Source organism: Blautia sp. MCC269, assembly GCF_018785655.1.
GTDB lineage: Bacteria > Bacillota > Clostridia > Lachnospirales > Lachnospiraceae > Blautia_A.
This window is the reverse complement of sequence record NZ_WQQE01000074.1, coordinates 64,484-79,797: the sequence shown is the minus strand read 5'-3', so window position 1 is coordinate 79,797 and position 15,314 is coordinate 64,484. Positions and strand designations below refer to the sequence as shown.

The 15,314-nt window shown below is 40.0% G+C and carries 21 protein-coding genes and 1 pseudogene; 1 reads left to right on the top strand and 21 read right to left on the bottom strand.

Annotation, left to right across the window (positions count from 1 at the left end; translation table 11 throughout):
* Nucleotides 1–65 precede the first annotated feature (65 nt).
* The 14 genes and pseudogenes from GPK88_RS17160 to GPK88_RS17095 all read right to left on the bottom strand — a co-directional run.
* Nucleotides 66–836: pseudogene (locus GPK88_RS17160) on the bottom strand (type IV secretory system conjugative DNA transfer family protein); the annotation flags it as partial.
* Nucleotides 833–1,324 carry a PcfB family protein gene (locus GPK88_RS17155; protein WP_054752943.1) on the bottom strand — a complete coding sequence of 164 codons (492 nt, stop codon included), beginning with the start codon at nt 1,322–1,324 and terminating at the stop codon, nt 833–835. The pseudogene GPK88_RS17160 and the gene GPK88_RS17155, both read right to left, overlap by 4 nt.
* An 82-nt stretch (nt 1,325–1,406) precedes the next feature.
* A complete protein-coding gene (locus GPK88_RS17150; RefSeq protein WP_024720794.1) occupies nt 1,407–2,201 on the bottom strand; it encodes an ATP-binding protein in 795 nt (264 codons plus the stop codon).
* The gene (locus GPK88_RS19910) at nt 2,201–3,019 is read right to left on the bottom strand and encodes a replication initiator protein A (RefSeq protein WP_024720795.1); all 819 of its coding nucleotides are present in this window, start codon (nt 3,017–3,019) and stop codon (nt 2,201–2,203) included. Before GPK88_RS19910 ends, GPK88_RS17150 begins: the two co-directional genes overlap by 1 nt.
* A 9-nt stretch (nt 3,020–3,028) precedes the next feature.
* Nucleotides 3,029–3,907, bottom strand: a complete 879-nt coding sequence (locus GPK88_RS17140) for a replication initiator protein A (RefSeq protein ID WP_008688050.1) — start codon at nt 3,905–3,907, stop codon at nt 3,029–3,031.
* A complete protein-coding gene (locus GPK88_RS17135) occupies nt 3,900–4,292 on the bottom strand; it encodes a hypothetical protein (RefSeq protein WP_008688048.1) in 393 nt (130 codons plus the stop codon). Before GPK88_RS17135 ends, GPK88_RS17140 begins: the two co-directional genes overlap by 8 nt.
* Before the next feature lie 13 nt (nt 4,293–4,305).
* Nucleotides 4,306–4,704 (bottom strand): single-stranded DNA-binding protein, encoded by a 399-nt coding sequence (locus tag GPK88_RS17130; protein WP_005344165.1) that lies wholly within the window; start codon nt 4,702–4,704, stop codon nt 4,306–4,308.
* Nucleotides 4,705–4,717: 13 nt separating this feature from the next.
* Nucleotides 4,718–5,116, bottom strand: coding sequence for a hypothetical protein (locus GPK88_RS17125; protein WP_008688044.1), 399 nt, complete (start codon nt 5,114–5,116; stop codon nt 4,718–4,720).
* 131 nt (nt 5,117–5,247) lie between these two features.
* Nucleotides 5,248–5,559, bottom strand: a complete 312-nt coding sequence (locus tag GPK88_RS17120; RefSeq protein WP_215708070.1) for a DUF6050 family protein — start codon at nt 5,557–5,559, stop codon at nt 5,248–5,250.
* Between the two features lie 35 nt (nt 5,560–5,594).
* Nucleotides 5,595–6,491, bottom strand: coding sequence for a ParB/RepB/Spo0J family partition protein (locus GPK88_RS17115; protein ID WP_012744321.1), 897 nt, complete (start codon nt 6,489–6,491; stop codon nt 5,595–5,597).
* Nucleotides 6,481–7,266: a ParA family protein gene (locus GPK88_RS17110; RefSeq protein WP_008703831.1), complete on the bottom strand. Its 786-nt coding sequence runs from the start codon at nt 7,264–7,266 to the stop codon at nt 6,481–6,483. Before GPK88_RS17110 ends, GPK88_RS17115 begins: the two co-directional genes overlap by 11 nt.
* A 257-nt stretch (nt 7,267–7,523) precedes the next feature.
* Nucleotides 7,524–8,594, bottom strand: coding sequence for an integrase DNA-binding domain-containing protein (locus GPK88_RS17105; RefSeq protein WP_215708069.1), 1,071 nt, complete (start codon nt 8,592–8,594; stop codon nt 7,524–7,526).
* Nucleotides 8,595–8,880: 286 nt separating this feature from the next.
* Nucleotides 8,881–9,417 (bottom strand): hypothetical protein, encoded by a 537-nt coding sequence (locus GPK88_RS17100; RefSeq protein ID WP_215708068.1) that lies wholly within the window; start codon nt 9,415–9,417, stop codon nt 8,881–8,883.
* A 224-nt stretch (nt 9,418–9,641) separates the two neighbouring features.
* A complete protein-coding gene (locus GPK88_RS17095; RefSeq protein WP_118048735.1) occupies nt 9,642–9,965 on the bottom strand; it encodes a hypothetical protein in 324 nt (107 codons plus the stop codon).
* A gap of 332 nt (nt 9,966–10,297) precedes the next feature.
* On the opposite strand from GPK88_RS17095, the gene GPK88_RS17090 reads away from it, so the two are divergent.
* The gene (locus tag GPK88_RS17090) at nt 10,298–10,510 is read left to right on the top strand and encodes a hypothetical protein (protein ID WP_215708067.1); all 213 of its coding nucleotides are present in this window, start codon (nt 10,298–10,300) and stop codon (nt 10,508–10,510) included.
* Nucleotides 10,511–11,053: 543 nt separating this feature from the next.
* On the opposite strand, the gene GPK88_RS17085 is transcribed toward GPK88_RS17090, so the two are convergent.
* From GPK88_RS17085 to GPK88_RS17055, 7 genes are all read right to left on the bottom strand, one after another.
* Nucleotides 11,054–11,884, bottom strand: coding sequence for a hypothetical protein (locus GPK88_RS17085; RefSeq protein ID WP_215708066.1), 831 nt, complete (start codon nt 11,882–11,884; stop codon nt 11,054–11,056).
* Between the two features lie 17 nt (nt 11,885–11,901).
* Nucleotides 11,902–12,273, bottom strand: a complete 372-nt coding sequence (locus GPK88_RS17080; protein ID WP_215708065.1) for a hypothetical protein — start codon at nt 12,271–12,273, stop codon at nt 11,902–11,904.
* A gap of 17 nt (nt 12,274–12,290) precedes the next feature.
* Entirely contained in the window at nt 12,291–12,536 is a 246-nt protein-coding gene (locus GPK88_RS17075) for a hypothetical protein (protein ID WP_215708064.1), read from the bottom strand.
* Between the two features lie 57 nt (nt 12,537–12,593).
* The gene (locus GPK88_RS17070; RefSeq protein WP_215708063.1) at nt 12,594–12,740 is read right to left on the bottom strand and encodes a hypothetical protein; all 147 of its coding nucleotides are present in this window, start codon (nt 12,738–12,740) and stop codon (nt 12,594–12,596) included.
* Between the two features lie 639 nt (nt 12,741–13,379).
* Entirely contained in the window at nt 13,380–13,661 is a 282-nt protein-coding gene (locus GPK88_RS17065; RefSeq protein WP_215708062.1) for a hypothetical protein, read from the bottom strand.
* Nucleotides 13,662–13,726: 65 nt separating this feature from the next.
* The gene (locus tag GPK88_RS17060; protein WP_215708061.1) at nt 13,727–13,981 is read right to left on the bottom strand and encodes a hypothetical protein; all 255 of its coding nucleotides are present in this window, start codon (nt 13,979–13,981) and stop codon (nt 13,727–13,729) included.
* Between the two features lie 286 nt (nt 13,982–14,267).
* Nucleotides 14,268–15,284 (bottom strand): AAA family ATPase, encoded by a 1,017-nt coding sequence (locus GPK88_RS17055; RefSeq protein WP_215708060.1) that lies wholly within the window; start codon nt 15,282–15,284, stop codon nt 14,268–14,270.
* Nucleotides 15,285–15,314 lie beyond the last annotated feature (30 nt).

Sequence of the window (15,314 nt, the reverse complement as noted above, 5' to 3'; positions counted from 1 at the left end):
TGACGATAGGCTACTGCTAATGGAATAACAGGTTCGGTCAGCGCCGAACAGTTTAATTACGCGACCTCGTGTCGCGCATAAGCAAATGGATTGTAATGAAGCGATTTTGAAAAGTTAATGGTATTCAAAACCTTAATCACATATGGCTCATGAACCACTTTTCCAGATTTATCTTTCATAATATTTCCATTCTTATCTCTCTTAGGCGGTCCCTTTGCTAACATCTTCCCGCACTCCTCAATGAGAGTGCCCTTTGGATCTGTAATGACCATGGAACAATTCATCTGCATGACCGACGGTTTCACGAAAAATCGTGTCTTACCGGAACCACTACCGCCAATAACTACAATATTTTTATTTCTTGCATATTTCGGTTGTTTTGGTCGACTTTCCATAGTCAATGCTTCTGTTGCTGTCAACGGAATATTCATCCAGGGATCATCTGACATATAAGGCTTGATATCCTCTGCAGTTCCCCATCTGGCTGAACCATACTCGATTCCCTTCCGAAGTTTCTTTGCATCTGACTGTTTCTGCCAAACCAATAGTTTCAAAATAACTGCGACAGTAACTCCAACCAATAGATCTCTCAGGTCAAAGCTCAACAGAATCCCTGTAAAGATCCGATCTGCATGTTCCATCGCATATAACAGTTTGTTCCCTATATCTTCTCCAGGACTGCTCCTGTATAAGCAGGATGCCCGGTCCGCATAAAAAGCGGTCAGAACATAGGGAAGATTTGTAAGAACCAGTTTCTTTTTATCCAGGGCGGACAGCCTGACCCCAGCTTTATTCTTCCACTTCTGCATCAGATTATTGCCGTTTTGTTTCTTCATCGGCTCTGTTCCTGATGTCGGTTCTTTACTTTGTCCTTCGTCTTCTTTGGCATCATTGCCCGGTAAGCTGCAAGACGCTTATGAATGGAAGGTTTATTCGCTTTTTGAATCTGTTTCTGGGAAAACTCACGGAAAGCAGCATTGAGGGCATCCTGATCACGTCCCTTGAAAAATACCAGATAAACCGGCGGCTCTTTGCTCTTGTCTTTTTTCAGAGCATAATTGATCCCATATTTTCTGGCATACCGTTCAAAGGACTTGATATTTTTGTCCGTGATCTCGATATTGACCATCCCGGCATTCTGTTTTGCCAGCTCTTTTACCGTGACCTTTCCCTGCTTCGGCTGATTTTTCTGTGCTTTCTTCTCTACTGATTTCTGCTTCTGATGACGCAGATACGCAACAAGAACCTTTTTCAACAGGTCTGCCGTAATCTTAGTAGCCCGAATACAGAACGTGACCGTTTTCTGAGTTACCTCTTCCTGCATGACTTTTCCCTCCTTTCAGCGATTCAACTGCTGTCCAAATCTGTAATCATGGCAATCACCCCCTTTAATGAAAAAAGACAGATTAACCGGTAATCAGGTTCTGCACCTGTACGAGTTTTTCTGTCCCTTCTTCTTTTCTCTTATCTTCTCCACCACAATAGATGGGAACACACATTTCAAGTATTCTACTGTAAATACGCTGATGGGCAGTATCCAAATCTGTGGACTTCATTTCATTCAGTCCCAGATTCGTTGTTATGATCAGCGGAAGCATTTTACAATAGCGGCTGTCTATCACATTATAGACCTGCTCCAAAGCAAACTCGGAATTTCGTTCTATTCCCAAGTCATCAATAATCAGCAGCGGATAATCCACAAGATTTTGTATAATCTGGTTCTTATCTGCCTGATAGCTGGTCATTTCATTTAAAATCCTGGAAAAGTTTGTCATCATGACACGTTCTCCCTGTTCCAAAAGTGCATTTGCAATACAGCCTGCAAAAAAGCTCTTCCCGGTTCCAACCGGTCCCATCAAAAGCAATCCTACATTTTTTCTCTTCATATCTGTCCAGTTTTCTACATACTGCCTGGCGATTAGTATCTTCTGGTTGCTTCCATTGTCATTTTCAAATTTCCATTCCCAGAATCTTCTTTCCCGAAGTCCGACGGATTTTCTCTGATAAAGCTGCCGCTGTTCTTCTTCCCGCTGCATCTTCTCATCCAGTTCCTGCCTGGCTTTTACCTCGCATTCGCACAAACAGGACACTACATGCTCAAAACCCATCAGACTGACTTTCATCTGTTTTCTTTTTCCACAGGTGCCACAATGAAGACATCCCTCTTCGTCCAGATAATCTGCTGTTACTTTGTTTTCCATCACAGGCTTTCTCCTTCCTGAAATTCATATTTATCCATTCCTATCCTGGTTCCATCCCTTTCTGCCCAAAGACAGATTGTTGCAAAATGGTTTTGATACTCTTTTCCACTGGATTTCATATAAACAGAAAGATGATCAATCCGTTTCTGGTAATCCCATGGAAATAGCGTCATCAACTCCTGCAGTTCAGCTTCCGACAGAACAACATTTTTAAATCTACCATATTGACTGAATTTTTCTTCCAAAGCGGGTGTATTGCCCTTACTCTTATCAGTATGATTCTTTTCAGTCTTATTTATCTTAGTATTACTTCCATCCAGATTCTTGCAGTCCGGACTTCTATTTTTTTGCGTTCCGGACTTCCAGTTTCTTGCAATCCGGATTTCCAATTCTTTGCAGTCTGGATTTCCAGTTTCTGGCATTCCAGAAACAAAGTATCTTACTGGCTTTCCTCTACTCCGTTTTACAAAATTTTTCACATATATGACAGAGGGACGATTATTCCCCTGCCGATACCGCTCGATCAATCCAATCCCATGCACACTATCCAGCTCATATAGAAGCTTTGTCACTGTCGTATGCGACATTCGCAACAGCTCCTGCAATTCTGCGATCGTGTAAATGATATAGACATAACCCTCACTGTCAATCCAGCCATTTTTCTTGGACAGGCTGATTCGATCAAGCAGAATTCCATAAAGGAGCTTTGCGTCTGTGGACAGGCTTGCAAACTCTTTTTCTGTGAACAGAGCTTTTGGTATCCGAAAAAAAGAAAACTGGTCAGATTCTTCTGCTCTGAAATATTCAAAATCTGCCATAATATTTTCCTACTCTTCTACATCAAAATCACAATTTGCTGCACTGCCTGTACCATGGCACATCTCATCAAATACAAAATTGAATGATTGAATCATTTCGTCCAAATAATAATTTCTGGCCTTCTTGTTACAAGCATACATATCACCAATAAAGCCTTCATCATTCCCCATCGCATGAACAAGGGTTTCCAGGACCTTCATAAACTTCTTTTTTGAACAGCTTTCATACTGTCTGTTCACATATTTCTGGATATCTAACACACGAGCAGGATTATTTTCATTTTCCTCCAGAATTCCAAATGCAAGATCCATACCAAACTCATATCCATCAGCCTGAATTTGATCAATATCCATCTCTCCAAGCTCATCCTGGTATCCTCGCTTTTCCATTGCAGTTAAAGACGTTTCATATTGATCAATATATCCCATATCCGCAATAGTTTCAAAAATATCTCTGGATGCTTTCACCATCTTATCCATAATAATTTCTCTTTCAGCCAGCGGCATATTTGCCATGATAGTATCTAATGTCATCATTGATTCTTCCTCCATCTCATTTTCATAAATACCATTGATATAAAAGTGGTTCGCCTTTCCATTGTTTGGAATGATACGCACCAGTTTACCAACCTGAACCAGTTCCTGTACTGCCTGATCTACTCCATATCGAGTCGTATTCAGGTCTTTCTTTATTTCACTTTTGGGATAGATAACAAACAGATTCCCGTTATGATCTACCCAGCCATTTTGCACCGCAAATTTCAAACGATCCAGAAATAAGCTGTATAGAATCTTTGCTGTATTTGACAGATTTTTGTATTTTTCCATCTGAAACAGCACCTTTGGCACCTGCAGACAATCTACCGGCATATACTCCATCTTACTCATTGATTGTTTCCTCCTTCTGTTTGTACAGCACTTCGGCTGAATTAATATTGATTTCCAGCATCCCTACAAACACCTGATAGTACAGCAGGCATATCTGTTCATCCTCTCTTGCCAGATACAATCCTTCCAGTTCATTGGACGGATGTTTCATTCCGTATACTGCCTGACAGATATCATGGATTTTCTCACATTCCACACTTCTAAGATGCATCTCCAAGGTGTGATTAAATCTCTGCCAGTCCTCCAGTTTCTGATTTACTGCCATCATGCACTGGAACAGTTCCGCTGCTTCACATGCTGCTGACAGCACTACATTTTTGTTGTTGATACTTCCATCGGCATTTTTCATATGCCCTACCATATACGCCTGATCTACTGAAACCATCTTTTATCCTCCTCTATCTAAACGGCATTTCTTCTTCCATACCCTCTGGGATCTCTAAGAACCCTTCCGCATCTTCTGGAAACGGTGGTCTGTCAACCATTTTTGCACCTGCGAATTCAATCCGGTTTGCATACACTTCGGTGGTATAGATCTTTTTCCCGGTATCCTTATCTTCATAATTACCTGTGACAATCTCGCCTTCCACCATGACCTTCGTTCCCTGCATCAGATAATCTCTGGCAAATTCTGCTTTCTTTGCAAAAGCCTTTACCGGAATGAAACTGACTTCATCGGAATAATTTCTTCTGACTGCCAGAACGAACTTGGCAATCTTATGAAGTCCTTTTTCATTCTCCACTTCGTTGTATCCAGGATTTCTTACTAATCGCCCGGAAATAACTGTTGTATTCATTGGCTTACCCCTCCTATGCTTTCATTGATTTGTAACAGATACCGATACATGGTCCACATTTTCCATAGGCACATCCGTAACATTCATCTTTTTCCAACTCTTCTTGCTTCATTTCATCGGCAAACATTCCTAACAGTGTTGTGTAAATCTTTTTCATTGCCAGGAATTTTTCTTCTGCTTTTTCCATCTTCTCTTTGTAAAATGGGATCAGTTCACGAAGAACTGGATGGAAACGTTCATTTTCATCATCCCAGGCACAGGTTTTCATCATACAGCGTGGCTGTTTCTCATAATTGCCCAGATAATATGGGCAGAACGTACAGCCTCTTTCTTTAACAATTGCCACCGGAATCACTGGCATCTGACTTTTGATTTCCTTTGTTACATGCTTACTTTCAATTCGCTCTCTCATCTTAAAAATCCTCCAAGAATATATATATTTGCAAAAGGGAATTCCCCTGAATTGCCTGTTTTTAAGCACAAAAAAAGAGGCAGACTTACGATTTTTATTTTCGCAAGCCTGCCTCTTATCAATCTAATATTCTATTTTCCAATGACATACCGTATAAACACGTATATCGCTCTGATCACATACACTGGAATCATGATGCTTCCAATCAATGCTCCAATAATGACACTTAATGCAGCCATCCCAAGTGTTGCTGTTATATCCATTCCTTTTGGAATCAGGACCAGCCGCATTTTATGTATTCCAAATGGAAGTCCGGAAAGAAATATCCACCAGAATAAGTCTGTCTGTCCACTGACTTTCATGATGGTGGATACCATCCAGAACCAGAATAGCATAAATGCCAGTGGCAGTATTGATTTTTTAATTACATCTTCTATCATCATCTTTTCATTCCTTCTGTCCAACTTCGCATATCATATTATTGTTTTTCTGCCCATGATGCCAGGAGCATAAATATCACTTCTTCCATCTGAGCTTTAGAATATGACTCAGGAAAATACTGTTTCAGCTTTTTCGCCGGAATCTGTACCTGTACTTTCTCAGTACTTTCATTCATACAGATCTGGTCAATCTCTGAATATGTCAACATCTGCTCTTTTGCAATCTGCTTCAATTCCTTTGCCTGCTTCATAGACGGTACCATATTGTGATTACTCATATACTGAAGCAATATCTGTTGTTCTTCACTTCTCAAATATGAAACTTCAACAGCTGTATTAAAGGGAAGCTTCTTCTCGTCTGCCAGTTCTAAAAGTTCTGCGATTAACTCTGTCAGATGAATATATCGAAGAATCTGTCTGGAACTATCTCCTGTATTCTGACTGACTTCTTCTGCCGCCAACTTCTTGCCAACTTGGCAAGAAGTTAAATCAGACCGTTTTCCCTGACGCTTTAACGCCTCATATTTCATTTTATAAGCGAATGCCTTTTCACTGATCAGCAGCTCTTCTCGTTGAATGTTGGAATCTACCATGATCACCGTCGCTTCATCATCTGTAAGATCTTTGATGATAACAGGCATTTTCTCTAATCCCGCAAGTTCACATGCTCGTTTTCGCCTATGACCAGCTACCAGCTCATAACCACCGGACTCTCTCAATCGCACAATACCAGGAACCAACACGCCATATTGTGTAATGCTTTCTGATAATTCTTCCATTTTCTTATCATCTTTTACTTGAAACGGGTGATTTGGAAATGGATGAAGGCTTCCTATTTCTATCTCACAAATTCCATTGTTTGTTTCTTCGTTTGTTCCAAATAACGCATCAAGTGGCTGTAAGGAAATGGGAGTTGCTCTTTTTTTAGATGGCATCTTTCAGCACCTCCTCCGTCACTCTCCGATAAGCTTCTGTAGCTTTGCCTTTCGGATCATAAGAGAAAATACTCTGTCCTTCTCTGACTGCTTCCTTCATTCTTACAGAAAATGGAATATAATTATCAAAGATATGAATTTGACTTCCATATACATTTCTGAGAAGTTCCATGTTATTTCTGGCATCATTCGTATGAGCATCGACCATCGTAAACAAAATACCTCCGACTTGCAGCTTCGGATTAATCTGCTTACGGACCTTACCGATTGTTTTTAACAACTGCTGCAATCCTTTGATTGGCAGGTAGGATGCTTCAACTGGAATGAGGACTTCATCTGATGCAGCCAGCGCATTAATCGTAATCATTCCCAATGATGGCATACAATCAATGATGACTACATCATATTGATCTTTGATACCATATAAAATCTGTTTCAATACATATTCTCTACTCATTGCATTTACCAACTGTACTTCCGTACCTGCCAGTCCAATGTTAGAACAGATAATGTCTATCCCCTCTGCCTGATGTCTGATAAAACATTCGGAAGGAATATCTTCATCTTTCATTACAGCATCCATAAGAGCAGTAAGTGTTTCATTACTGTCATCACAATCACGATATCCAAATCCTGCGGATACATCAGACTGTGGATCGGCATCTACAATCAACACTTTCATATTCTTTTGTGCTAATCCTACTGCTAAATTAGCTGTACATGCGGATTTTCCCGTTCCCCCTTTTTGGTTTACAATAGAAATAATTCTAGCCATTTTTCATCACCTTTCATCGTCATCAATCAAAAAGAGGACTGAATTAGACATCCGGAATCTATATTCCGTGCGAGCTAATTCAGTCCTATAATTACAATAATTCTGTTGTTTTTACTCTTGTCTTACACAAATCCATTTCCAGTCTGAATCTGTAATAATTCATATTCTGGAATGACAGCGCTGCTTTATTTTTCCCTTTTCAGGAAATTAAAAATAAGGACTAAATTAGTGCAACCCCTTGTATTTACTGGAGTTTTCTAACTTGTCCTTATTATAACTCGACCATGTGGGTTTATATGTGGCAGCAGGACGGGATCTCTGTGTTCACTCTCCGCATTTATCACCTCTTTCCTGTTATATGCCTTAACAAGTCCGTCTAGTGCTTTGCCAAAATTACGCGAATTAATCGGCGTACCATTGCGTGTTATAAATATCAGGCCCTTTTCTCCGTCAACTTTCTGTTCCTTTGCTCTTCTGCCTAGTACGAGATCAATCTCTTTTTGCTTTATCAGGGCTTTTTTAACATTCTCCGTCAATGGAATGTCACGTTTGCCCGAACTGCTTTTTGTAGGTGCAAAACGATACGCATAACTACCTTCCACAGTTCTGTAAATAAGCTGTCTGTCAATATGTATAACATTGTTTTTACTATCTATACGATCCGCTGTTAAGCCTACAGCTTCACTTATTCTCAACCCGGTTGAAAGTAGGAAAAGGATTATTGGATAATACACTGAATACGTATTATCGTTCTTTGCAAAGTCCAGTAATGCTTTCTGTTCATTTACTGTCAAAGCTCTTTTATTGGCAGGTGCAACCTTTATTTCCCGTCCACAATCTGCACATGGATTTTTTCGGATCAAATCGTTTTTTACAGCAAATTGTAGTACTGTTGACAAAAGCGTTTCATATCGTTTGATTGAACTATTTTTTGCCCCTTTTTCCTTAAGCTCTGCAATCCACTTTTTAATGTGATACTGCTTGATTTGCGATATTTTCATATCTGACAGCAAGCTGGCTTTAATATTTGCATTCCAGTGAATATTATAGGCTATCCTTGTTGATTCTCTTATATTTGACTTTGATTCCATATATATAGCAAAAAGCTGATCCAATGTCATGTTTGCAGAGCTGGCATTGATACCGTCCTCAATATCTCTCTGGATCTGTTTTTCTTTTTCTCTCAACTCTGCCAGATTAACGCTATAGGTAGTATTTCTTTTTCCGGTTCCATCCGTCCATTTAAAACAATATCGGCCATCCTTATTCTGACTTTCGCCGGTTCTCAATACACGGCCCCTGTTGTCCGTTCTCTTTTTTCTTGCCATCTATATTCCTTCTTTCCATTGTCTGATAAAGAAAGGGCAGCAGTACCGCCGCCCTCTGTAGTTTATTCTTCTTTCAAAAACAGATATATTAAAAATTTATATGCCGTCTTCAATATATCTTCATTGTCAATTTTATCTAAAAGTGCAATAATCTTCTCTTTATAGCTCATAGCATTACCTCCGTAAATCATTGTAAATATCAGCTACGATAATACAAATATAACGCAAAATTTTTTCTGATTGAATTTCATTAATCATTCCTGTAATTGCTTTTTTATAATCCATGTCATGCCTCCTGAATCTGCTTTTCGTAGGATACTTTCGTGTCTGCATAAATCTCTTTCAGCATAATCGGGTCTGCAATTCGTAATACAAAACTGATAATGTCAAGCTGCATTTGAAAAACAGACTTCTGATTGTAAAAATTATCTCTATCTGCTTCGGCTATCTGCAATTTTGATTTGAGATCTGCAATAAGCTCTGATGCAAGTGGCTGACTGTCCAAAACTGGATGCTCCGTTTTATCCGGCGTATCCCCCTGCTGCCGATCCAGTCTTTCAACAGCATCATGAAAATGTAACTTCAACAAGCGATCATATTCCTCTGATAATGAGAAATCAATGTACTCTCTTCTATCGCCTACAAGTTCATCCTCGTATTCCTGCACGGCTTTTTCAAGGCTTTCCGGGGTTCCTGCATATTTTTTCTTAAACTTCTTGATACGTCTCGGAAGAATTGTTGTGTAAAAGTCTCGCCACATTTCGCCCTCTTTTTTGTCAAGGGCTTCTGTCATTTTATTTGAGTAATATTCTGTGAAATTCATTTATTATTCCTCGCTTTCTTCTAATCCGTGTACATAGTCACATACTTTCGCGGCAATAAAACCGCTCACAAAAATGGTCAAAACATCCAATACTGATATCATTTGTCCATCCTTTCTGTTGATTCGAAGATGATGAGATGATATAATTCTCAAGACCCTCGATTTGCATGGTTGACGGGTTACTTTGCCCCTATCGGAGTACCAGTCCGGTAAGGGCTTTTTTATTAAATTGCTTCTACCTGAGACTTTCCAAAGAAACTGGCTTTGTATGTTGCCCCGTCTCCTCTGCTTCCCCAGATCAGAGAACATCCGAATAATGCTGATGCTCCATGCTTTACCTTATAACCAAGCTCTTTCCACTTAGCAAAGGTATTGGTTTCCTCTGTGATTCCTGCTGCATGTTTCGCATCTTCGATTCTCTTTGCATTGATTTCTTCTGCCTTTGCAGATAACCATGCTCTGTGAAGTGCTTCTGCAAAGCTGATGTTCTTTGTCTTACGATAAACTTTCCATGCTTTCAACATAATTTTGCTGAGATTGTACTTCATTCTGCATTCCTCCTTTGCTTATTCAAGGCTCTCAGCCCTTCAAGCATCTTCCTGGCTATTGACACGCCCTATCGCTGATCTCACAGGTATATGGCTTGAAGTATTGGGGGCTTTCGGCTCTCCCGGCTGCTGTTCTGTTCCCTTGAACTGATTATATTATATATCTATTCCCGTAAATAGTCCATTGACATTTTGCATATATTTACGTGAATATATTTTGCAATTTTCTATATTTACGGTAATAGATTTTTATGTTATACTTACAGTATGGTGGAGAAGGTTGATCTATATTTGACCGCTCCTTTTATAAACAATCAGGAAGAAGGTGCATTATGCCAGAAGAAAGCAAAATTAGCAAAGCTCAACAAAAAGCAGTTCATAAATATGTAAAAAACAATTACGATCGCCTAGAATTAACCGTTCCCAAAGGTCAAAAAGATATAATTAAGGCAGCAGCTGAAAATGCTGGCGAATCTTTAAATACTTATGTTCGTAATGCTATAAATCAACGCATGGAACGAGATGCCAGCAATCCACAGTTTTGATATTGGCCTGATAGGATGCAAAGTCTTGAACATTCGTTCTGTTTGTGTTATGCTTTATTTGGGCAATTTTCCAAATTCGCCCACGCATAAGTCAATGGAAAAGGACTGTCTTATTACAGAGGCAGTCTTTTTTGTTGCCCTGTTGTTCTATTTGTGCTATAATAAAGATGCAATAAAAGATAAAACGATCACCTTTCTATTAGCGGAGTTCCCATCTCTATCCGGCACGCAGGGCAGAGAAACGGGAACTCTGTTTTTTATTTTACATTCAAAATCGCCCTGATCTGCTCTTGTGCCGCATCCGACAAACATGGTTGGCTGGATCTGTTCCGGAACACCTGGCAAAGCAAGGTGCTAAGGTTTCCGTAGCTCAATTCCGAGCTCTTAACTTCGCTTATCGCTACTTCAAAAGCTCGTTCAATTTGCTCCCTACTCACCGGACAACTTCTAAACTCTGCTTCAAGAAGACCAATGTACGCCTGTTCTGTCATTCTCTTATCCTTTCCCCGGTACCGGAATGGATCCAGCACCGGAACAATATCATCATTCAAACTCAGGATTTACTGTACTCATTCGCTCTGAGTAAGCTTTCGCATATCTGGCCGCAAGTGAGCTTGAAACATCATCTTTCGCCCGAATGCCAATATCTTCTCCTACTTCTACTAACTCAACAGGTTTTTTCATCTCATCAACCCGTGTAACTGCATTTTTTGTATCAAATTCTTTTCTGCTCATTCGAGATATTTTAATATCTTCCAATGTAGCCGCTTGATATTCTTTCTCTAATCTACCCAAAAATCCACTGTCTTCATACCCATGTGCATCCATAATTAGACTTTGATTTTTATTTCTATCTCCAAACAAAAATTTTCCATCATATATGTGTACGATTTCTTTTAAGCGATTATTAGCCTCGTCAATCACTCTGATCGCTGCATCTTCCGTCGGTACAGTCAAACGTATTTCTGACTTTTTTGCAATATTCTGGACAGCTCTAACGCAAAAAGACGAACGACTTGCAATAGCACGTTTACAATAAGCCTCTACTTCACTCTCAGTCATTGGTATCCCCGCAGCACTAATTGCATTAAGCTCTTTAAGAAGTTCTAAATCAACAAAATCCGGCTTAAATTTCCCCTGATTTCTCTGCTTTATGGATTTTGTTTCACTCTCAACTTGCTCCAAAGCAATTTGTCTGACCTTCTTATACCTTTTTTCATATACTGATTTGATTTTTTCCAACTGTTCCGGCAAAGCTTTTGATGTATACTTTTCTTTAGCATCTGCAATTTCATCCTCTTCACATGCTTTCCACATTTCCATATCCTTTGAAAAATTTTTTAAAATTTCTGCATATTTTTTAAATTTATCCATTATCTTACATCCTCCTATTATTCTGCCGAAGCAATCTCATTCCAACAGCCATCGAAAAAGACTGTCTTTCCACTGACTTTATAAACGTCTCCGATCTCTGGTTCAATAGGCAAGTCACTCATTCGAGTGACTTCGCCTTTATAAACTGTTGTCTCCGGTATAGTACCGCAGCATCTAAATCTCCACTTTGAACTATCTCTGACAAAAAGCGCATCCCGTCCGATATGATGTTCTGGCCTGCGAACTATACATAACGCACCTTCTTGAGCCTCTTCCGGCAACTGACATTCAGCATCAACTACCAGACAATTCGGATGCTCTTTCGCAAATGCTGACTTTTTCAGCTTTTCGACTGCTTTTGATTCAATGACACTCAGTATATCTTCCATTGTCGCGTCTCCTTTCATCACAGCTTAAACCATTTTTTTAACTTGCCGTGAAAAGTATAGATCTCTGAAGTGTCAAGGCATACTGCCCGAGATCCATGCTCTACATAAGTCGGCAGTAAGTCAATCTCTGTGCTTACGCCCTCATAATATCTCTTCGCACCGTCGTGATGCACCCGAACCCAATTTCCTAAATCGGGGATTTCTTCACCTGGATTGTACCAAACTCCGTCCTGTATTACTGCGTTTTCTGCTATTCTTGCCATATTTTATTCTCCTTTTTCTTATTCTTCGTTGATAATAAATTTAGTCGTTACAACCAGTTAACCATTTGCCCAGGCATCCGCTCCGGCATCTCTGTCAAACTTAATCGTGAAACTCTTCAAGTGAAGCTGTTCGCACAAATCCGATAAACGAGCAACTTCTTTCATTAATTCGCTTCTCAAAACAAAATCATTGGTACTGATCATTGAAATCTCCTTTCTACGCCTGATAGAAAACACAGGCTTGCTTTGTTCATAATTAATTGCTTTGCTATTTTGCTCTAGAATCGCCTTTTTCAGCTTACTGGTACAATTTACCGCCTAACATTTAAAACTCGAAATTTGAGCGTTTTTTCATTGGTACAATAAGCCTTTTTGTTTTTTGATTTTTTTTCGAGGGTGCCCTTCCGGCAGCAGTCTCCTTTTTTCTGGAAAGACCCTTTTTATTTTTTCGGTTGCTTTGGCAGCTTACCTGGCGCGCCGCCGCTCCCCTACAACGGGGCTCCGGGGTAGTCCTTTACGTTCTCAAAAATATATTGCTTTATCTTGAAAAAAGCAACGCCACCTCTTCAATCCCTGTATTCATGCGGCTTTGCGGTCGTTCACACATGTAAATGTGACACAGATTGTGACATCCTGGCAGTACTTGGCTTATAACTACCAGGGGCGGACTACTCTTCCGACCCATGATCCGTGTTGAGCTACTGGCCGTAAGGCACCCGGAGGGCGGCAGCAGGATGCCCTGAAGCTGTGCTACCATCATTTACTGCTGCCTTTTTATTTATGCTTCAAAGTGCGTTGTGCCGTTCTTTTTTTTAACCGTGTCGGAGTGTGACTCGGCCTTTTTTAAATCGTTATGCTATTTTTTACCGTTTCGCTACACAGCGCAGTTTTTTTTCTCGTGGTGCTATGCGGTGCACCCTGCCACTCTGTATAAGACATTGTTTCTCCATCAAAACATAGATCGTCGAGAAAAAGCTTCACGATATGTCCCGTTTCATTTATCAATTTAATCCTTACATTTCTGTCTAGATCATCGGACTGAACCTGTAAGATACGATATCCCTCCCAATCTCGAAAATCCTGGCCGCAATAAATCTGCTGTTTCTTCAATTTCTTTCTTCTCATTCTCATGATCTCCTTTCTGGTTCTTGCTTTCTTCAATAACTTTCATGCTCCACTGCTGAAATCGGTCAAGGCTGTGTTGTCGTGGTGGCTTCTGTTTTTCCTTCATGGCTTGCCTCCCTTTCTAATTCAGCGACAACCCCAAGCAACAGCGACTGCACAAATCTTTGCTCCGGCCGTCCTGAATATTGGTTATCTATTGCTTCGCATTCATCATTCAGTTGCTTCCAGCGTTTTTCATCCTGTTCTTGGATAACGTAATATTTTTTGTGTAAACTCCAAACCTGCTGCCAGATGTCAAAATATTGTTCCTTAAATCCCATGTGCCTCCTTTCATTCGTCATCGATGACGAGCTATGTATGATGGCCTGATAGGAAGAATTGCCACTTTCTCTTTATTAGGCATGTTTCTTACTCCATCATTTTTTCACTAACAATACAGCTAAGTGGGGTAATAAGTGTCAACCCCATTGTTTATGCGGCTTCTGCTTACTCATCATGGTGGGGTAGTAAGCATTTCACTTTTCTCCTTTACTACCCCAAGTGCGGAGTAAGTAAAAGTATTGATTTTAAAGGCTTTTTAGCTTATTCCCCCACCAAAAACCTCCCTTAGTGAGAAGTGCTGAGTAAGTAACTGTAAAAGACCTTTGAATTTCCGAAACCTTCCGCCTTGCTGCCAAGTATTTTCTTTTTTCGTAGTTCGGTTTTTGCCCTACTTAAAGTGTTTTTGCTGATGCCTGCTGCTTCTGCTGATTCATCTAGCTCGGCAGTTGTTTTTTTGCCATTATTCAAAAAATCAATGATAAATTGTTCTGCATCCGCTCTTTGTGGAGCTTGTCTCCGTTCGTAGTCTCTCATTCCCACATAATCAGCATCGTGCTTGTCAGAAAAGCCTGTAAACTCTGCTCCTTTTTCTCCGATGTTAAATAATACAGTCTGCGATAACGGTCCGTAATTACTTTTTTCTTGTGACAAATAACGCTCATTGCTTCCTGGCACACTTCCAACAATCATCACTGATCTAGCGATGTCCCAGACATCAGCAGAATCAGCAATTCTATTTCTTCCAAATACCCCTTGCTTTTTGTTGGTGTGCACAACAATTAGACTGGTCACCCCATATTGTTCACCGATTCCAATTAAAGGACTTAAACATGCTCGCATCGCATTGCGCTGTCCCATTTGCATGTCAACCGGAATAAATGCCTGCAAAGGATCGAATACAATTAATGCTGGTTTTACCTGCTCAATTAATTCTTTTAATAACTTTGAGTTGAATTTAATCTCTGAGAATCTCTCATTCTTTAAATCCACCGAAAAAATATTATTGAAATTTGCCCCTGCTTTTCTAAGCCTTGCTTTTAGCGTATACTCTAGCGAATCCTCCGAACTAAAGAACAAAACTTTCTGAGGTTCACTTTCGAAGAATTCTTTCGGTGTTTCATCGAAAAACACCTGTGCTCCAGTGCTAATTGCAGCTGCTAAACTGCACCAGCAACTTGTCTTTCCACTGCCTCCATCGCCTGCCAGAATAATAATCTGACCTTTAGGCATACGTTGAGGAACTAACCAAGATGCTTCTTTTTCCTCAATATCATTCAAACTAACGAGTAAATTTTCTGTCATAGTTTTTTGTCTGGCTCTCGTGTGGCTCTC